Source organism: Pseudomonas sp. NFPP04 (assembly GCF_900113815.1).
GTDB classification, from domain to species: Bacteria; Pseudomonadota; Gammaproteobacteria; order Pseudomonadales; family Pseudomonadaceae; genus Aquipseudomonas; species Aquipseudomonas extremorientalis.
Genome location: NZ_FOQS01000004.1, coordinates 508,296 through 525,756 on the forward strand (window position 1 = coordinate 508,296; position 17,461 = coordinate 525,756).

Below are 17,461 nucleotides of genomic sequence, written 5' to 3' on the forward strand. Positions count from 1 at the left end.
GGAAACCTCTCTTAACGACGGATCGCCAGGCGCTGTTCCAGGTAACGGAGCAGCATGGCAATGAGGTAACAGGCGGCCACGTAGAGCGCGGTCGTGACCAGCCAGGTTTCAATCACCCGGTAGCTCTCGACGTTGATCTTGCGGGCGTAATAGGTCAGCTCCGGCACCGCGATGGCGGCGGCGAGCGAGGTGTCCTTGAACAGCGAAATGAAGTTGTTCGACAGCGCGGGCAACACATTGCGCAGCATCACCGGCACGGTGATGTAGGCACGGATACGCCACTCGCCCAGACCGATGGCCAGCCCGGCTTCACGCAAGCCCTTGGGAATATTCAGCAGCCCGGCGCGAAATACTTCGGTCAGATAAGCCCCGGCGTACAACGACAAGGTGATGATGAACGACGGGATCTTGTCCAGGCGGATGCCCAGGCTGGGCAAGGCGAAGTAGATCAGCAGGATCAGCACGAGGATCGGCGTATTGCGGATCACCGTCACATACACCGAGGCCAGCACGCGCAGTGCCTTGTGTTTCGACAGCATGGCAAATGCCATCATCAGGCCGATCACGCAGCCGATCGCGATCGACAGCAGCGCCAGCTCGAGGCCCAGGCCGAGCCCCGCCAGCAAGCTGGGGAAGTCGCGCCACACGGCGGCAAAGTTCAACTGATAGTTCATGGTCAGCAGTACCTGATTGGGGCGCCGTCAGCGACGCCCCAGGTTTTCGATTTACTTGAACTCAACCGGGAAGCCGATCGCAGGTTCCGGCAGATCCACGCCGAACCATTGCTTGAACGAGGCCTTGTAGGTGGGGAACTCCACGCCGGTCATGGCTTCATGCAGCGCGGTGTTGACGAAATTCAGCCAGTCCTGATCGCCACGCTTGACGGCGCACGCATAGGTTTGCGGGCTCCAGGCGTAGGCCGGGCTGCGGTAACGACCTGGGTTTTGCACCATCAGGTACTTGACCGAGGACTGGTCGGTGGCCGCGGCATCGGCGCGACCGGAGTTCACCGCCTGGTACATCAGGTCGACGCTGTCGTACTGGTCGACCTTGGCTTTGGGCAGGGCCTGGTGCACCAGCTCTTCGGCATACACGTTTTGCAGCACGGCCACGGTGACGCTGTCGCCGGCGGCCTGCAGGTCTTCGATCTCTTTGTACTTGCTGTTGTTGGGCAGCAGCAGGCCCACGCCTTCGCGGTAGTACGGCAGGGTGAAGGCCACCTGCTGGGCGCGGCTGGCGGTGACGGTGATGAACTGGCAACTCATGTCGACCTTGTCGGTCAGCAGGTTGGGAATCCGCGCATCAGAGGATTGCACCACGAACTCGACCTTGCTCGGGTCATTGAACAAGCCCTTGGCCACGATGCGGCCGATGTCGATATCAAAACCCTGCAACTTGCCATCCGCTCCCTGGAAGTGCCACGGCGCATTGGTACTGCCTGTACCCACGATCAGATGCCCACGTTTGAGCACATCATCGAGCTTGCTGTCCGCCGCTTGCGCTTGGCTTGCGAGGGAGGCCGATGCGGCGAAGAGAAAAACACACGCTTTGAATACGGAAGGTCGGTGATGCATGACAAGCACTCCAGGAGTTGTGTATTCCGCTATACCGGAACTTAGTATGTAACAACGGAATAGACAGCAGAAAGTGTGCCACACGCGCTAACAGAAAAACACGGCATGAATAAATCTGTTTTAGATCAGATAGATAAATGAAGATCCGTAACCAGGCGTTAAGCCAGCACTTGAAATCTCTTTGCTACCCAAGGCCCCACACGGCGGTGACAGGCCACACTTGCGTGCGCTACAGCAGTATTACCACGCACCGTTGCGGTGCAGCTGTCGCGTGGAAAAATCCCCGCGCTGGGCTAGCCTTGGCACATTCATTCCGACAAGGACTCCACCCCGATGAACTTCCGCCTCACCCTGGTTTTGCTGTTCTTTCTGGTGGCCGGCAGCGCTTCGGCCAGCAACGACCGACGCGAATGCAAGGCCGAACTGCGCAAGCTCAACGAAGCCCTGAGCACCAATTACACAAGCCAGAACCACCACGGCTACCGTCAGGCGAAGGCCTCAAGGGACAATCTGGAATACAAGAAATGCGCAAGCCAGGCGCGCAAAGCCCGCGAACGCTTGGAGCGTGACCGGGACCTGTGAAGGTTGACAGTAGACGACTGACGCCCCCCCGGCTTAGCGTGAGCCAGGCCTGGAGGGAAATATCGATGAGCTATGTGAATGCCGTGATTGCAGACAAAGCTGCGTTTGAGCGCGAACTGAACACCCCACAACCCGTATTTGTGGTTTTCATGTCACATGAATGCACGGCTTGCACTGATGCGATGCCGCGTTTCATGCGCATCAGCGAGCACTACAAGGAGCAGGTCAAAATCTTGATTCTTGATTGTATGGACACGCCTCCACACCCAAGGGTCGACCGTATCCCGATGCTGTTGATCTACCGCAATCAGGTACTGCTCGAAGCCCTTCCCGGCCTTGGCGAGCAAGCGCTGCGAAGCGCCTTCGAGCAATACAGCCAACTACCCGCCGTTACGCCTGGTGCATAGGCACCAGGCAAACCTGCGTCACCCGCCGCTCTTCCACCGCCGCCACCGTCATGCGCCAGCCCTCATGTTCCAGGCTATCGCCCACCACTGGCAGGCGGTCGAGCAGGCTCATGACCAGACCGGCCAGGGTCTGGTAGTCCTCGGTCGCCGTCGCCTTGAAACCGGTACGCTGGCGGACCAGGTTGAGGTTCAAGGCACCATTGGCGCGAAAGCCATCGCCTTCCTCGACGATATCCGGCCCCTCGATTTCACTGGCATCCGGCAACTCACCGGCAATGGACTCGAGAATGTCGGTCATGCTCAACACGCCCATAAAGTCACCGAATTCGTTGATGACGAACGCAATGTGCGTGGATTCCTGGCGCATCTGCTCCAGCGCATTGAGGACCGAAAAGCTGTCGAGCAAGTTGATCGCCCGACGCGCCAGGTGCTCCAGGTTCGGCTCGTTGCCGGCCAGGTACTCCTTGAGCAACTCCTTCTTGTGCACGAAGCCCAGCGGCTCATCGACGGCGCCATTGCGGATCAACGGCAGTCGCGAATAGGACGAGTGCATCAGTTTCAGGCGGATACTGTCGGGGTCGTCCGCCAGATCAATGCAGTCGACCTTGGCTCTCGGCGTCATCAGCGTGCGGATCGGTCGCTCGGCCAGTTGCAGCACGCCGCTGATCATCACGCGCTCACGTCGATCAAACAGCGGGCCCTGGGTGGCATCCGGCTCGCCGAGCAGGTCGGCCACCTCTTCACCCACCTCTTCCACCGCCAGGCTGCGACCGCCGAGCAGGCGCATCACAGCATGGGCGGTACGCTCGCGCACCGGCAACACGCCTTGCGCCGACTTCTTGCGGCGTGAACGGGCGATCTGGTTGAACACTTCGATCAGGATCGAGAAGCCGATGGCGGCGTACAGGTAACCCTTGGGAATATGGAACCCCAGGCCTTCGGCGGTCAGGGCGAAACCGATCATCATCAGGAAGCCCAGGCACAGCATGATCACCGTCGGGTGCGCGTTGACGAAGCGTGTCAGCGGCTTGCTCGCCACGATCATCAGGCCGATGGACACGATCACCGCGATCATCATCACCGCCAGTTCGTCCACCATGCCCACGGCGGTAATCACCGCATCCAGGGAGAACACCGCGTCGAGCACCACGATCTGTGCCACGATCGGCCAGAACATCGCGTAGGCCACATTGCCTGTGCGCTGGGCCACATGCCCCTCGAGGCGTTCATGCAATTCCATGGTGGCCTTGAACAGCAGGAACACACCACCAAACAGCATGATCAGGTCGCGGCCGGAGAAGCTCTTGTCGAACACCTCGAACAACGGCTGGGTGAGGGTCACCAACCAGGAAATACTCGCCAACAGGCCCAGGCGCATCAGCAACGCCAGGGACAGGCCGATCAAGCGCGCACGGTCACGCTGCTCCGGCGGCAGCTTGTCCGCCAGGATCGCGATAAACACCAGGTTGTCGATGCCCAGTACCAGTTCCAGCACAATCAAGGTCAACAGGCCGAGCCAGGCCGTTGGATCCGCTAACCATTCCATTTATTGAGTCTCTTCAGTCATCGATTTTCAGAATGCCGGGCACGGCAGAGTGCGGTCAGTAGACCGGTAAAAGGTTAGCAGTCGGAATACGGGGTGCTTCAGCGGGAACAACGACAGAGGATGTCTTGGGGAAAGACGACTGGGAGGCTCCGAGAGGGTGTTCATGCAAATCCTGCAATGACAAAAGGACTTGAATCGTACAGTCGAAAGGGAAAATCCCCACAACCCAAAACTATTACAAGATCTGTAAAACCTTCGAAACCAGCACGATCATTTGATCATTAAATGAAATTATTATCAGCATAAATACCTACTGATCGTTGGTACAAAGCCCTAAAAACCAATAAATCAGCCTATTTCTGCGTTTTATACGAAAGCATTTGACTGATCAGATTTTCATTTGATAAACATATGATCAGCACAAGGCAATGAATGAACGACTGACTACAACAATAAATGGGGTGCTCATCATGAAACTTGCTACGACCTTCGCCGCCGCTGCGGCCCTCTCCCTCCTCGCCAGCAGCATCGCCCTGGCCGCCGACGGCAAGACCTACAAGGTCGGCGCCGCGGTCTACGGCCTCAAGGGCCAATTCATGCAGAACTGGGTACGCGAACTCAAGGAGCACCCCGCCGTGAAAGACGGCACCGTGCAATTGACCGTATTCGACGGCAACTACGACGCGCTGACTCAGAACAACCAGATCGAAAACATGGTGACCCAGCACTACGACGCCATCCTCTTCGTGCCCATCGACACCAAGGCTGGCGTCGGCACCGTGAAGCAGGCCATGAGTAACGACGTGGTGGTCATCGCCTCCAATACGAAAGTTGCCGATGCCGCCGTCCCCTACGTGGGTAACGACGATGTAGAGGGCGGCCGCCTGCAGGCCCAGGCCATGGTCGACAAACTCAACGGCAAGGGCAATGTAGTGATCATCCAGGGCCCCATTGGCCAGTCGGCACAGATCGACCGGGAAAAAGGCGAGCTGGAAGTGCTGGGCAAGCACCCGGACATCAAGATCATCGAGAAAAAAACCGCCAACTGGGACCGCGCCCAGGCCATGGCGCTGACGGAGGACTGGCTGAACGCCCACCCCAAAGGCATCAACGGCGTCATCGCGCAGAACGACGACATGGCCCTAGGCGCGGTACAGGCCCTGAAATCCCACGGCCTGACGTCCAAGGATGTACCGGTTACCTCCATCGACGGCATGCCGGATGCCATCCAGGCCGCGAAAAAAGACGAAGTCACCACCTTCCTGCAGGATGCCCAGGCCCAGTCCCAGGGTGCGCTGGACGTGGCCCTGCGCGCCCTGGCCGGCAGCGACTACAAGCCCCGGTCGGTGATCTGGGAACGCTATGCCAAGGATGTGCAATGGGCTGACGGCACCGCGAAGAACTACATCCTGCCCTGGGTGCCAGTAACCAACGCCAACGCCGATGCGCTGTACAAGCAAGTCAGCGGCGCCAAGTAAGCCGTAGCCGGTTGATCGCTCCCCGCATGGGAGCGATCCGTTTATCTTTGTTGTGAGGCCTGCCATGTCCACCGTCACCGAACGCCCGCAAGAACACCTGCACCCCGTCATCCCGAAAACCATGCAGGCCGTGGTCTGCCATGGCCCGGAAGACTACCGGCTGGAAACCGTCGACGTGCCCACCCCCGGCCCCGAGGAAATCCTCACCAAGGTCGAGTTGTGCGGGATCTGCATGGGCGACATCAAGACCTATCGCGGCGCGCCGTCGTTCTGGGGCGACGCCGAGCAACCACGCTATGTGAAACCGCCGATGATCCCCGGCCATGAATTCGTGTGCCGCGTGGTCGCCCTGGGCCCCGGCGCGGACAAGCGCGGCGTGAAGATCGGCGACCGGGTCATTTCCGAGCAGATCGTGCCGTGCTGGGGCTGCCGCTTCTGCAACCACGGCCAGTACTGGATGTGCCAGAAACACGACCTGTATGGCTTCCAGAACAACGTGCAGGGCGCCATGGCCCAGTACATGATCTTCACCAAGGAAGGCATCATCCATAAGGTCCCGGACTCCATCGCCCCGGATGAAGCGATCCTGATCGAACCCCTGGCCTGCTCGCTGCACGCTGCCGAGCGCGCCAATGTGGATTTCGACGATGTCGTGGTGGTCGCCGGCGCCGGCACCCTGGGCCTGGGCATCATTGGTGCGGTGCGCATGCGCAATCCGAAGAAACTCATCGTGCTGGACATGAAACCGGAACGCGCCGCCCTCGCCCTGCGCATGGGCGCCGACGAAGTGTGGAACCCGGCCGACGTCGACGTACTGGCGAAGATCCGCGACATCACCGATGGCTATGGCTGCGACATCTACATCGAAGCCACCGGTCATCACAAGGCCGTGAACCAGGGCCTGGCGATGCTGCGCAAGCTGGGGCGGTTCGTCGAGTTCAGCGTGTTCAATGACGAGGCCACGGTGGACTGGTCGATCATCGGCGACCGCAAGGAACTGGATGTGCTCGGCTCGCACCTGGGGCCTTACATGTACCCGCGCGCCATCGACTTTATCGGCAACCGCAAGATCGACATGCGCGACGTGGTCACCCACAAGTTCTCCCTGGCGGACTTCAAGGAAGCGTTCGCAGTGATGGAGCGCGGCGACAAGTCCCTCAAGGTAGTGCTTGAGCCTTGACCAACTGTATGTACCGCACCACTGCCGGCGCTTTCTCGAAGCGCCGGTGGATCAACGACAACCAGGACGCCGCCTCGCTGCCCTGAATCGGGCGATACACCACTCCCGGCAAGCTCACATGCCCCACCACCGACGCCGGCACCACCGCCACGCCCTGCCCCAATGACACCAGCGCGACGACCGCCACCAACCCACCCGGCTGCGGCCCCAGGCGCGGCGCAAAACCACCTTGGGCCGCGACGTGCAGCGTGCCGCTGATCTGCTCCGGCAGGATGAAGGTCTCGTTTTGCAGATGCTCGCAGTAGATGACTTTCAAACCCAACAGCCATGAGTCCTGCGGCAACGCCAGCACAAAACCTTCACTGTCCAGGCGCACTGCTTCCACACCGTCCGGCAAGGTCATCGGCGAACGGACATAGCCGATATCGCAGCGCCCGTCCGCAACGGCACCCGGCAGTATGGCCATGGCACATTCACGCACGTTCACGCTGACATCGGGAAACGCCTGGCAGAACCCCTGCATCTGCCGCTGCAACACGCCGGAATACACGGCGGAAGCCACGTAGCCCAACTCCAGATGGCCGATCTCGCCACGCCCGGCACGCTGGGCATTGCGCTGGGCAAACTCGAACTGACGCACCGTCGCCTCCGCTTCGATCAGCAGCGCGGCACCGGCCTCGGTCAGGCTGACTTCCCGCTGCTGACGAACAAACAGACGTGTGCCCAGGCTGGTTTCCATGTCCTGGATCTGCCGACTCAAGGTCGGGGGTGCGATCCCCAGCTGCTCGGCGGCGCGGGTGAAATTGCGCTGACGGGCAACGGCCAGGAAATAGCGAAAATGACGGATGTCCATCTCTGGATTAGCTCAAAGGTAATGAAACGAGTCGGCCTGGCTAATAAAGCCACTGGGCAGCGCGGATATGCTGAGACAAACCACAACACTAGAGAGCCCTTGCGATGGTCGTCAACCGTACCCCCCCTCTTGCCTTTGAGGTAATTCAATCATGAGCCGGGTCAGCCCACGCCTGACCTTGCTGACTGCGTCCGGCGTCTGCTCGCTGATCGTGCTCGACACCAATATCGTCGCCGTGACCCTGCCGAGTATCGCCCGCGACCTGGGGGCGAACTTCGCCGATATCGAATGGGTGGTCAGCGCCTACATGCTGGCGTTCGCCGCGCTATTGCTTCCGGCCGGGAGCATTGCCGACCGGTTCGGGCGCAAGAAAACCCTGGTCTGGGGCCTGAGTATTTTCATCCTGGCGTCATTGGGTTGCGGGGCAGCACCCACCGCGCTGCTCCTCGATAGCGCCCGCGCGGTCAAAGGCGTGGGCGCGGCGCTGTTGCTCACATCCGCCCTCGCCTCCATCGGCCATACCTTCCACGACGAGGTGCAGCGCGCCAAGGCCTGGGCCTTCTGGGGCGCGTGCATGGGCGTGGCGATGACTGCCGCACCGACCTTGGGCGGCCTGATCACCCAGTACCTGGGCTGGCGCTGGATCTTCTACCTCAACTTGCCGGTGGGGCTGATGCTGATGAGTCTGGTCCTGCGCGCCATCCCGGAATCCCGCGACACCCAATCCGCGCGGCTCGATCCGTGGGGCAGCCTGGCGTTCAGCGCCAGCCTGCTGTGCCTGATCTGGGGGCTGATCGAAGCCAACCGCATCGGTTGGGACAATCCGTTGACCTACGCCCGCCTGATCGGTGGCGCAGTCTTGCTGGGCGTGTTTGTACTCGTCGAACGGGTGCAACGGCGGCCCATGGTCGACCTGCAACTGTTCCGCCACCCACGCTTTATCGGTGCGCTGCTGGGGATGTTCGCCTATGCCGGTTGTGCCCAGGTGATGATGACGCTGCTACCGTTCTACCTGCAGAACGGCCTGGGATTTTCCGCGATCGCCTCGGGCCTAGGCATGCTGCCGTTTGCGCTGACCATGCTGATCTGTCCGCGCATCGGCGCACGCCTGGCCGCACGCTTTGCCCCGGCGACGATGATGGCCGCCGGGTTGACCCTGGTGGGCAGCGGCAACCTCTTGAGTGCCTGGGCAGTGAACGTCGGCGGCTACCTGCCCTTCGCCCTGGCGATTGCCGTTACGGGCGCCGGTGCCGGCTTGCTCAATGGCGATACGCAAAAAAACATCATGGCCTGCGTACCACGGGACCGCGCGGGAATGGCGTCGGGCATGAGCACGACCATGCGCTTCAGCGCGATCATGTTGGCGATTGGGGTGTATGGGGCGTTGTTGAGCGGTCATAGCGAACGGCTGTTGAGTGCAAGCATTGGCGCGCAATGGCAGGCACAGGTAAACGCGATTGCGTCACGCGTGGTGGCCGGGGATATGCCGGCGGCGATGGGCTTGTTGCCGGAATCGGCACGGGCGGTGGTACAGCCGCTGGCACGGCAGGCCTTTGTGGGTGGCTTCAGCGGGGTGTTGTGGGTGGCGGGGTTGTTGGGGTTGCTCGGAGCGTTGGTGGTGGGGATGTTGATGAGCAAACCAATCCCAGCGGTGCAACAGGCTTCAATAAAACCTGCGCACCGCTGATCAGCCTTACCAGAACCGCTGCTGGGTCAACCGGTTCCACCAGGTCAACAGGACCCGGTCCACCGAACCGCTGGCCGCCAGGCCCACACGCTCCTGCAGGCTCTTGCGCTCGGCATAGTGCAGGTGGAACACCTCGGCGCTCTTGGCCTTGGTGGCCAGGTATTCGTCACTGGTTTGCAGTTCATCGACCAGTTGCTTGTCGAGGGCTGCAACACCCAGCCACACTTCTCCGGTGGCGACTTCATCGATTGCCAACTGCGGGCGATAACGCGACACGAAGTTCTTGAACAACTGATGAGTGATGTCCAGGTCTTCCTGGAACTTCTCGCGGCCCTTCTCGGTGTTTTCGCCAAACACGGTGAGCGTGCGCTTGTACTCGCCAGCGGTCAGCACTTCGAAGTCGATGTCGTGCTTCTTCAGCAGGCGGTTGACGTTCGGCAACTGCGCCACCACGCCAATGGAGCCGAGGATGGCAAACGGCGCGCTGATGATCTTCTCGCCGATGCACGCCATCATGTAGCCGCCGCTGGCCGCGACCTTGTCGATGCACACGGTCAACGGCACACCCGCCTGGCGGATACGCGCCAGTTGCGACGAGGCCAGGCCGTAGCTGTGGACCATGCCGCCTCCGCTTTCCAGGCGCAGCACCACTTCGTCTTTCGGGGTGGCCAGGCTCAACAAGGCGGTGATTTCGTGGCGCAGGCTTTCGGTGGCCGAGGCCTTGATGTCACCGTCGAAGTCCAGCACGAACACCCGTGGCTTGGCCTCGGCCTTCTGCTTGCCCTTCTTCTTTTCGGCCTTGCCTTCGGACTTGCGCAAGGCCTTGAGCTGGTCCTTGTCGAGCAGGCTCGACTCCAGGCGCTCACGCAGGCCTTTATAGAAATCATTGAGCTTGCTTACCTGCAACTGGCCGGCGGATTTGCGGCGCCCTTTACTGCGCAGCGCCGCGAAGCTGATCAATACCACCAGAATAGCGACCACCAGGGTGACGGTCTTCGCCAGAAAGCTCGCATATTCGGCCAAAAAATCCATGTTGCTCCTTACAAGTGCAGTGCGCCGGGCGCGGATTGCCCCAGCATACCGGCGGCACCGCGTTCGGGCCAGTGATCAAACCGCCAGCAACTACAGGCTCCAACGAGCTTTTAAAACAAGCGTATGTTTTTTCATTGACAGCTCGCAGGCATCCTCATAACCTCGCCAGACTTTCAACGTACCGGGAAAACGGACGTGGGCAGCATCTATCTGATTCGACATGGCCAGGCCTCCTTCGGTGCAGACGACTATGACGTGCTGTCGCCCGTCGGCGTGGAGCAGGCGCAAGTGCTCGGTCGCCACCTGGCGGACATGGGCCTGGTGTTCGACCGCTGCGTGGCCGGCGACCTGCGCCGCCAGCAGCACACCGCCAGCGCCGCCTTCGATCAGTACCACGCCCTCGGCCTGCCGGTGCCGGCGCTGGAAGTCGACAGCGCGTTCAACGAATTCGATGCCGACGCAATCATCCGCGCCCTGCTTCCCGACCTGCTCACCACCGAACCCGAAGCCCTGGAGATCCTGCGCAATGCCGCGCAGAACCGCAGCGAATTCCAGCGCATCTTCGCGCTGATCATCGAGCGCTGGCTGGCCGGCACTTATGATCCACCGGGACTGGAAAGCTGGCTGGGCTTCGTGGAACGCGTGCAAGGTGGCCTGCAACGCATCCTTGAGGCGGCGGACAACACGCAGAAGATCGCGGTGTTCACCTCCGGCGGCACCATCACCGCCCTGCTCCACCTGATCACCCGAATGCCTGCCGCGCAAGCCTTCGAACTGAACTGGCAAATTGTTAACACCTCGCTCAACCAGCTGAAATTCCGCGGTCGCGAGGTGGCACTGGCTTCCTTCAACAGCCATACCCACTTGCAACTGTTGAAGGCGCCGCAGCTCATCACGTTCCGATGAACTGCGGCCAACCGTGACCCCAAGGTCACTGGACTCTACCCTAAAGGATCGAAACCATGACTGACGTAGCCAAAGCTGTAGAAGCAATGAAAGCCAAATTCAACCCAGCCGCCGCTGACGGCCTGGACCTGGTGTTCGGTTTCCGCATCGACGACACCCAGAACTTCTCGCTGGTCGTGAAAAACAACACCTGTGAATTGCTGGAAGGTGAAAACCCGGACGCCCAGGTCACCCTGGTGATGGACGCAGAAACCATGAAAGGCATCGTCAGCGGCGAGACCGACGGCATGCAGGCCTTCATGGGCGGCAAGCTGCGCACCGAAGGCGACATGATGCTGGCCATGAAGCTGAGCGAGCTGTTCCCTTCCTGATTCACGGGCAACCCTGAATCCCGATCCCGCCTTTACAGGCGGGATTTTTATTTGGGTTGCAGCAACAACGCCACCAACGCACTCCACCCGGTTTGATGCGAAGCCCCCAGCCCACGCCCGGTTTCGCCATGAAAGTACTCATGGAACAGCACCAGATCGCGACTTGCCGGATCCGCCTCCAACGGCGCATATCCCACCATCGACGGCCGGGAGCCGTTTTCATCCCTCAGGAACAACCGCGTCAGCCGCTGGCTCAGACTGTCGGCCACGTCCTCCAGGGACGCCAGATAACCACTGCCCGCCGGGTACTCCACCGAGAAGTTGTCCGCGTAATAACGGTGAAATTCGCGCAGCGACTCGATCAGCATGTAGTTCACCGGCATCCATAACGGCCCGCGCCAGTTGGAATTGCCACCGTACAGCCGCGAGTCGGATTCACCCGGCTGGTAGCTCGCACTGAGGGTGTTGCCATTCATCTTCAACGCCAGCGGTTGCTCGGCGAACGCCTTGGACAAGGAGCGCACGCCGAACGTCGACAAGAACTCCTGTTCATCGAGCATGCGCCGCAGCAGGTCTTTGGTCCGCTCGCCGCGCAGCAGCGCCAGCAACAGGCGATTACCCTGCCCCGGTTCGTTCCAGCGTGAAACCAGCCTGGCCAGGTCCGGCCGATGTTTCATGAACCCCAGCAGCCGCTCGCGCAACCCCTCCAGGCCTTCATGTTCACGCTGCTCCAGCACCAGTACGGCAAACAGCGGCATCAGGCCAACCATCGAACGCAGGCGCACCGGTTCGTTCTGGCCATCGGGGCGGTGCAGCACGTCGTAGAAGAACAGGTCCTGCTCATCCCACAGGCCTTCGGCGCTGTCGTCGACACGGTTGATGGCGCCGGCGATATACAGGAAGTGCTCGAAAAATTTCACCGCGATGTCAACGTATACCGCATTGCGCTTGGCCAGCTCCAGGCCGATGCGCATCAGGTCCAGTGCATAGGCCGCGACCCACGCCGTACCGTCGGCCTGATCCAGTTGATACCCCGGCGGCAGTGCGGCGGAGCGGTCGAACAAGGCGATATTGTCCAGCCCCAGGAAACCGCCCTGGAACAGGTTGCGGCCTTCGGCGTCCTTGCGGTTGACCCACCAGGAAAAATTCAGCAGCAGCTTGTGGAAGATCCGCTCAAGGAAATCCATATCGCCTACGCCGTTGAGCGCCTTGTCCTGTTGGTACACCCGCCAGCTGGCCCAGGCATGCACCGGCGGGTTGGCGTCGTCGAACCGCCATTCGTAGGCCGGCAACTGGCCGTTGGGGTGCATGAAGCGGTCCTTCACCAGCAGCAACAACTGCTGCTTGGCGTACGCCGGATCGATCAGCGCCATGGCCACTGCCTGAAAGCCCTGGTCCCACGAGGCATACCACGGGTATTCCCAGGTGTCGGGCATGGAGAGGATGTCGAAGTTGGACAGGTGGCGCCAATGGGTATTGCGGATATGCAGGCGCTCGGGCGGCGGCGCGGGTTGTGCGGGGTCGCCGTCGAGCCATTGGTTGACGTCGAAATAGTACAGCTGCTTGGACCACAGCAACCCGGCCAGTGCCTGACGCTGCACATTGCGCGCATCGTCGTCGGCCATGCCACGTTGCAGGGCGGCGTAGAAGTCATCCGCTTCCTGGCGGCGTTGTTCGAACAGCTTGCGCGCGTTGACCTGTGGCGCGTCGACAGGGGCAAAGCGCAGGTAGAGCGTTTTACTTTCCATCCCGGCCAGTTCGACAACGAAACGCGCCGCGACTTTGGTACCGCTGTCACGCCGAATTGCCGAGTGAACACCCTCGACCACGTAATCGTTGATCCCATCCTTGAACGGCCCCGGCGCCGGCTGCCCATCCAGCCTGGGGTAGTTGGTTTCGTTCTCGCAGAACAGCCACTCCAGCCCGTCCTGGCCCCAGGCGCCGAGATGACGGTCCGGCAGTTCCGGATGACGTGCCAGCACCTGCTCCCCGTCCAACATCAACTGCGGCTTGGGCGCGTCAAAGGTCCAGCTCCAGTCATTGCGCGCCCACAGTTGCGGCAGCACCTGCAGCCGCGTCGGCTGGTCCGAGCGATTGTGCACGGTGACGCGCATGAAGATATCGTCGGGCTGGTGCTTGGCGTACTCGACGCTGACATCGCAGTAGCAGTTGTCTTCGAACACGCCGGTGTCGAGGATCTCGTACTCGGCATCAGCCAGCCCACGGCGGGCGTTTTCGCTGATCAGGTCGGCGTAGGGAAAGGCGGCATGGGGGTATTTGTAGAGCATGCGCATGTAGGCATGGCTCGGTACGCCGTCGACGAAAAAGTACAGTTCCTTGACGTCTTCACCGTGGTTGCCCTCGGCGTTGTCGAGACCGAACAGGCGTTCCTTGAGGATCGCGTCGCGCTCGTTCCACAGGGCCAGGCCCAGGCACCAGCGTTGCGCCTTGTCACTGAAACCGGCCAGGCCATCCTCGCCCCAGCGGTAGGCGCGGCTGCGTGCATGTTCATGGGGGAAGTAGGCCCAGGCGTCGCCGTCGGCGCTGTAGTCTTCGCGCACCGTGCCCCATTGGCGTTCGCTCAGATAGGGACCCCACTCGCGCCAGCGCTCGGCATCCTGCTGCGCCAGGCGCTGACCTTCGGTTGTCTCAAGCATTCGAGTGTCGGGCGTGGCCGTCATCGGGTCCTCCAGCGCCTACCAGGTGAGAGGCAGTGTAGAGCCCAATGACGCCCGGGTGCACATGAAGACTTAGAAGATGGCGTAGGTGTAGTTGAAGATCAGGCGGGTCTGGTCCTGGTCGGCGGTGCCGGTGTTCTTGCCGTGGTAGGTGCCGGTACGGAAGGTGGTACCGAAGCCTTTCAGGGGACCTGCCTGCACCACGTAGTCCAGGCGGAAGTCGGCTTCGTTTTCCTTCTGGTCAGGGCCGCCGGCGACCTTGGCCTTGATGTCCGAACCGTCCAGGTAGGCCACGGACGCCTTCAGCCCAGGTACGTACGCCTTGAAGTCATAGGTGTATTGGCCAAAGTTGACCTGCTCGCCCGCGCGGGAGAACTGGCCGACCACGGCGTCGGTGAACAGGTAGAAGTCGCTGCCGCCGGCGCCTTGGGCATGCGGGTCGGCGAGGCTGCCCTGGTTGACCCAGACGAAACCGCCGTCGTCACCTACGCCAATGTGGCCGAGCATCAAGCTGCTGCCGCCCAGTTGGTAGGTGAAGGCCGCACTGTAGGTTTTGTTGTCGACTTCGCCGGCGTGTTTGGCGTAGCCACCGTTGTTGTTGAATTGGTAGCCGCTTTCGCCGTTCTTGCCGTCGCTGCGGCTGTCGAAGTAGCGCAGGTCGGTCTTGAACGACTGGTCATTGCCCAGCGGCAGGGTATGGACCAGGCCAACGTAGTTCTGTTTGTAGAAGTCTTGCAGTTGGGCGTAGTAGTACTGCAACGTCAGGTTTTTCGCGATCACGTTGTCGGAAGAACCAAACGGCTTGTAGTCCACCCCACCGAACTTGAAGCTGTCGCTGTCGCGAGTACCACCGGCCACGCTCAGGCCTGTGGAGTTGCTGGAAGCACGGCCTTCGGCGCGGTTCAGCTCACCACCGGTGAAGGTGACATTGGGAATGTCGTTGGAGGTCAGGATACCGCCATCAAAGGTCTGCGGTGCCACGCGACTGTCGTTGGACACCAGGATCGGCAGCACCGGCGCCAGGCCACCACCGACGTGCAACTCGGTCTGGGAAATACGGAACTTCACATTGCCGGCGGCGCGCCCGAAGGAGTCGGCCGGTTCAGTGCCATTGTTCCTGGTCGGGAAGAAGCTGTTGCCGTTACCCGCCAGGCCCGGACCCGCCGTGTGGCCGTCGCCACCGTCCAGGCGCAGGGCGCCGAAGGCCATGACATCGAAACCCAGGCCAACGGTGCCTTGGGTGAAGCCGGACTTGTAGTCAAAACGCAGCGCTGTGGCGGCTTCGCGCAGATCGTTGTTGGTGCCCGAGCGGTTATCAGCGCTGTAGTACATGGTCCGTGAGCTGACAGACGCATGGCTGTCTTCAAGGAAGCCGCTGTGACCGTTGCCGGTGCCCAGCGAGCCGAGCCCGAAGTCATCGGCGTAAGCCTGTTGTGCAAGAACGGCGGCGGTGATCGACAACGCCAGTGTAGAAATTTTCATTAACGACAGCCCCTAAACATTTTTTTATGTGTCTGGTGTGCATAACGGCGTTTTCATCCTTGCAAACGTGACGATTCTTTCACGCCGGCCGGGGCGGACTTCGTGAAGAATTAGTTAGGAAAAACGCCCGAAAATGAAATTTCACACGGGCCGTTTTTTGTCATCTTCACGTCATCTCATTCATTTGCAGAATGAAGTCCTGAAGAATCTTCGTTTGCAAGGCGACGTTGCGCTCAACAAAATCCAGCAAAAGGCCACTATCCGCGCCCCCGCCATCAGGAATTTTTCTATGCACAGCACCGCACAGGTCAGCCCCGACGAGATCCGCAAGGGCTTTTCCAAGGCCATGTCCGACATGTACCGAGATGAAGTTCCGTTGTATGGCGCGCTGATGGATCTGGTGGCCAAGACCAATGCGCACGTGCTCGACACCCAACCGCTGCTGGCGCAACAGCTGCAACGCACCGGCGAAATCCAGCGCCTGGACATGGAACGCCACGGCGCGATCCGCATGGGCACCGCCACCGAGCTGGCCACCATCCGCCGCCTGTTCGCGGTGATGGGCATGCAGCCGGTGGGCTACTACGACCTGACCCCGGCTGGCGTGCCCGTACACTCCACCGCGTTTCGCGCCGTGCATGAACAGGCGTTGCAGACCAGCCCGTTTCGCGTGTTCACCTCATTGCTGCGCCTGGAACTGATCGAAAACCCCGACCTGCGCGCCTTCGCCGAAACCGCCCTGGCCAAGCGTTCGATCTTCACCCCCGGCGCCCTGGCGCTGATTGAAAAAGCCGAAAACCAGGGCGGACTCAACGCCCAGGATGCCGACGAATTCATCCGCCAGGCCCTGGAAACCTTCCGCTGGCATCACACCGCCACCGTCACCGGCGCGCAGTACCAGCAACTGAGCGACCAGCACCGCCTGATCGCCGACGTGGTCGCTTTCAAGGGCCCGCACATCAACCACCTGACCCCACGCACCCTGGACATCGACCAGGTCCAGGCCGCCATGCCCGGCAAAGGCATCACGCCCAAGGCCGTGATCGAAGGCCCGCCACGCCGCCACTGCCCGATCCTGCTGCGCCAGACCAGCTTCAAGGCCCTGGATGAACCCATCGCCTTCACCGACGCCCAAGGCAGCCACAGCGCACGCTTCGGCGAAATCGAACAACGCGGCGTGGCGTTGACGCCCAAAGGCCGCGCGCTCTACGACCAACTGCTGAACGCCGCCCGCGACGCACTGGGCGCCTTCCCCAACGAGGGCAACGCTGCACGCTATGTCGAATTGATGGAACAACACTTCCAGGCCTTCCCGGACAACCATGCCCAGATGCGCGAGCAGGGCCTGGCCTACTACCGCTACTTCCCCACCGAGCAAGGCCTGGCGGCACGCGGCAGCGCCGATCAACCACGCACCCTGGAAGCACTGATCGCCGCCGGCCACATCGACGTGGAACCGTTGGTGTATGAAGATTTTCTGCCGGTGAGCGCGGCGGGGATTTTCCAGTCGAACCTGGGGGATGCGGCGCAGAGTCACTATGCGGCCAACTCGAACCAGGCCGAATTCGAACAGGCACTGGGCCAGCGAACGATTGATGAATTGAAACTCTATGGCGAGACGCAGCAGCGCTCCATCGATGAATGCACCCAGGCGCTGCTGGCATGAACTGAAGTACCCACCCGGC

The 17,461-nt window shown here is 61.1% G+C and carries 15 protein-coding genes; 8 read left to right on the top strand and 7 right to left on the bottom strand.

What is annotated here, in order from left to right; all coding sequences use genetic code 11:
- Nucleotides 1-11: 11 nt before the first annotated feature.
- On the bottom strand, nt 12-674 hold the full coding sequence (locus BM017_RS11980) for an amino acid ABC transporter permease (RefSeq protein ID WP_025857547.1): 663 nt from the start codon (nt 672-674) through the stop codon (nt 12-14).
- A 51-nt stretch (nt 675-725) separates the two neighbouring features.
- Nucleotides 726-1,574: a transporter substrate-binding domain-containing protein gene (locus BM017_RS11985; RefSeq protein ID WP_092244352.1), complete on the bottom strand. Its 849-nt coding sequence runs from the start codon at nt 1,572-1,574 to the stop codon at nt 726-728.
- Between the two features lie 333 nt (nt 1,575-1,907).
- Between BM017_RS11985 and BM017_RS11990 the strand changes: the two genes are divergently transcribed.
- Both BM017_RS11990 and BM017_RS11995 read left to right on the top strand, forming a co-directional pair.
- Nucleotides 1,908-2,156, top strand: a complete 249-nt coding sequence (locus BM017_RS11990; protein ID WP_092244355.1) for a hypothetical protein — start codon at nt 1,908-1,910, stop codon at nt 2,154-2,156.
- A 65-nt stretch (nt 2,157-2,221) separates the two neighbouring features.
- Complete coding sequence (locus tag BM017_RS11995; RefSeq protein WP_092244358.1) at nt 2,222-2,563, top strand: thioredoxin domain-containing protein; 342 nt, start codon at nt 2,222-2,224, stop codon at nt 2,561-2,563.
- Here the strand turns inward: BM017_RS11995 and BM017_RS12000 are convergent.
- Entirely contained in the window at nt 2,547-4,109 is a 1,563-nt protein-coding gene (locus BM017_RS12000) for a TerC family protein (RefSeq protein WP_092244361.1), read from the bottom strand. The genes BM017_RS11995 and BM017_RS12000 overlap by 17 nt on opposite strands.
- Nucleotides 4,110-4,579: 470 nt before the next feature.
- Between BM017_RS12000 and BM017_RS12005 the strand changes: the two genes are divergently transcribed.
- Together BM017_RS12005 and BM017_RS12010 are read left to right on the top strand one after the other, a co-directional pair.
- A complete protein-coding gene (locus BM017_RS12005) occupies nt 4,580-5,587 on the top strand; it encodes a substrate-binding domain-containing protein (protein ID WP_092244364.1) in 1,008 nt (335 codons plus the stop codon).
- A gap of 64 nt (nt 5,588-5,651) precedes the next feature.
- The gene (locus tag BM017_RS12010) at nt 5,652-6,767 is read left to right on the top strand and encodes an MDR/zinc-dependent alcohol dehydrogenase-like family protein (protein ID WP_092244367.1); all 1,116 of its coding nucleotides are present in this window, start codon (nt 5,652-5,654) and stop codon (nt 6,765-6,767) included.
- On the opposite strand, the gene BM017_RS12015 is transcribed toward BM017_RS12010, so the two are convergent.
- On the bottom strand, nt 6,745-7,620 hold the full coding sequence (locus tag BM017_RS12015) for a LysR family transcriptional regulator (RefSeq protein ID WP_092244370.1): 876 nt from the start codon (nt 7,618-7,620) through the stop codon (nt 6,745-6,747). The genes BM017_RS12010 and BM017_RS12015 overlap by 23 nt on opposite strands.
- A 151-nt stretch (nt 7,621-7,771) precedes the next feature.
- Here BM017_RS12015 and BM017_RS12020 point away from each other — a divergent pair, with 151 nt between their 5' ends.
- Nucleotides 7,772-9,307: an MFS transporter gene (locus BM017_RS12020; RefSeq protein ID WP_092244373.1), complete on the top strand. Its 1,536-nt coding sequence runs from the start codon at nt 7,772-7,774 to the stop codon at nt 9,305-9,307.
- A 6-nt stretch (nt 9,308-9,313) separates the two neighbouring features.
- Here BM017_RS12020 and sohB read toward each other — a convergent pair whose 3' ends face one another.
- A complete protein-coding gene (gene sohB, locus BM017_RS12025; protein ID WP_071488016.1) occupies nt 9,314-10,339 on the bottom strand; it encodes a protease SohB in 1,026 nt (341 codons plus the stop codon).
- A 195-nt stretch (nt 10,340-10,534) separates the two neighbouring features.
- Between sohB and BM017_RS12030 the strand changes: the two genes are divergently transcribed.
- A complete protein-coding gene (locus BM017_RS12030; RefSeq protein ID WP_092244376.1) occupies nt 10,535-11,245 on the top strand; it encodes a histidine phosphatase family protein in 711 nt (236 codons plus the stop codon).
- A gap of 56 nt (nt 11,246-11,301) precedes the next feature.
- Nucleotides 11,302-11,616: an SCP2 sterol-binding domain-containing protein gene (locus BM017_RS12035; RefSeq protein ID WP_071493079.1), complete on the top strand. Its 315-nt coding sequence runs from the start codon at nt 11,302-11,304 to the stop codon at nt 11,614-11,616.
- Between the two features lie 47 nt (nt 11,617-11,663).
- Here the strand turns inward: BM017_RS12035 and BM017_RS12040 are convergent, their stop codons facing one another.
- Nucleotides 11,664-14,297, bottom strand: a complete 2,634-nt coding sequence (locus BM017_RS12040; protein ID WP_092244379.1) for an MGH1-like glycoside hydrolase domain-containing protein — start codon at nt 14,295-14,297, stop codon at nt 11,664-11,666.
- Nucleotides 14,298-14,366: 69 nt separating this feature from the next.
- Nucleotides 14,367-15,776 (bottom strand): OprD family outer membrane porin, encoded by a 1,410-nt coding sequence (locus BM017_RS12045; RefSeq protein WP_092244382.1) that lies wholly within the window; start codon nt 15,774-15,776, stop codon nt 14,367-14,369.
- 289 nt (nt 15,777-16,065) lie between these two features.
- Here BM017_RS12045 and BM017_RS12050 point away from each other — a divergent pair, with 289 nt between their 5' ends.
- Nucleotides 16,066-17,442, top strand: coding sequence for a 2-oxoadipate dioxygenase/decarboxylase HglS (locus BM017_RS12050; RefSeq protein WP_092244384.1), 1,377 nt, complete (start codon nt 16,066-16,068; stop codon nt 17,440-17,442).
- Nucleotides 17,443-17,461 lie beyond the last annotated feature (19 nt).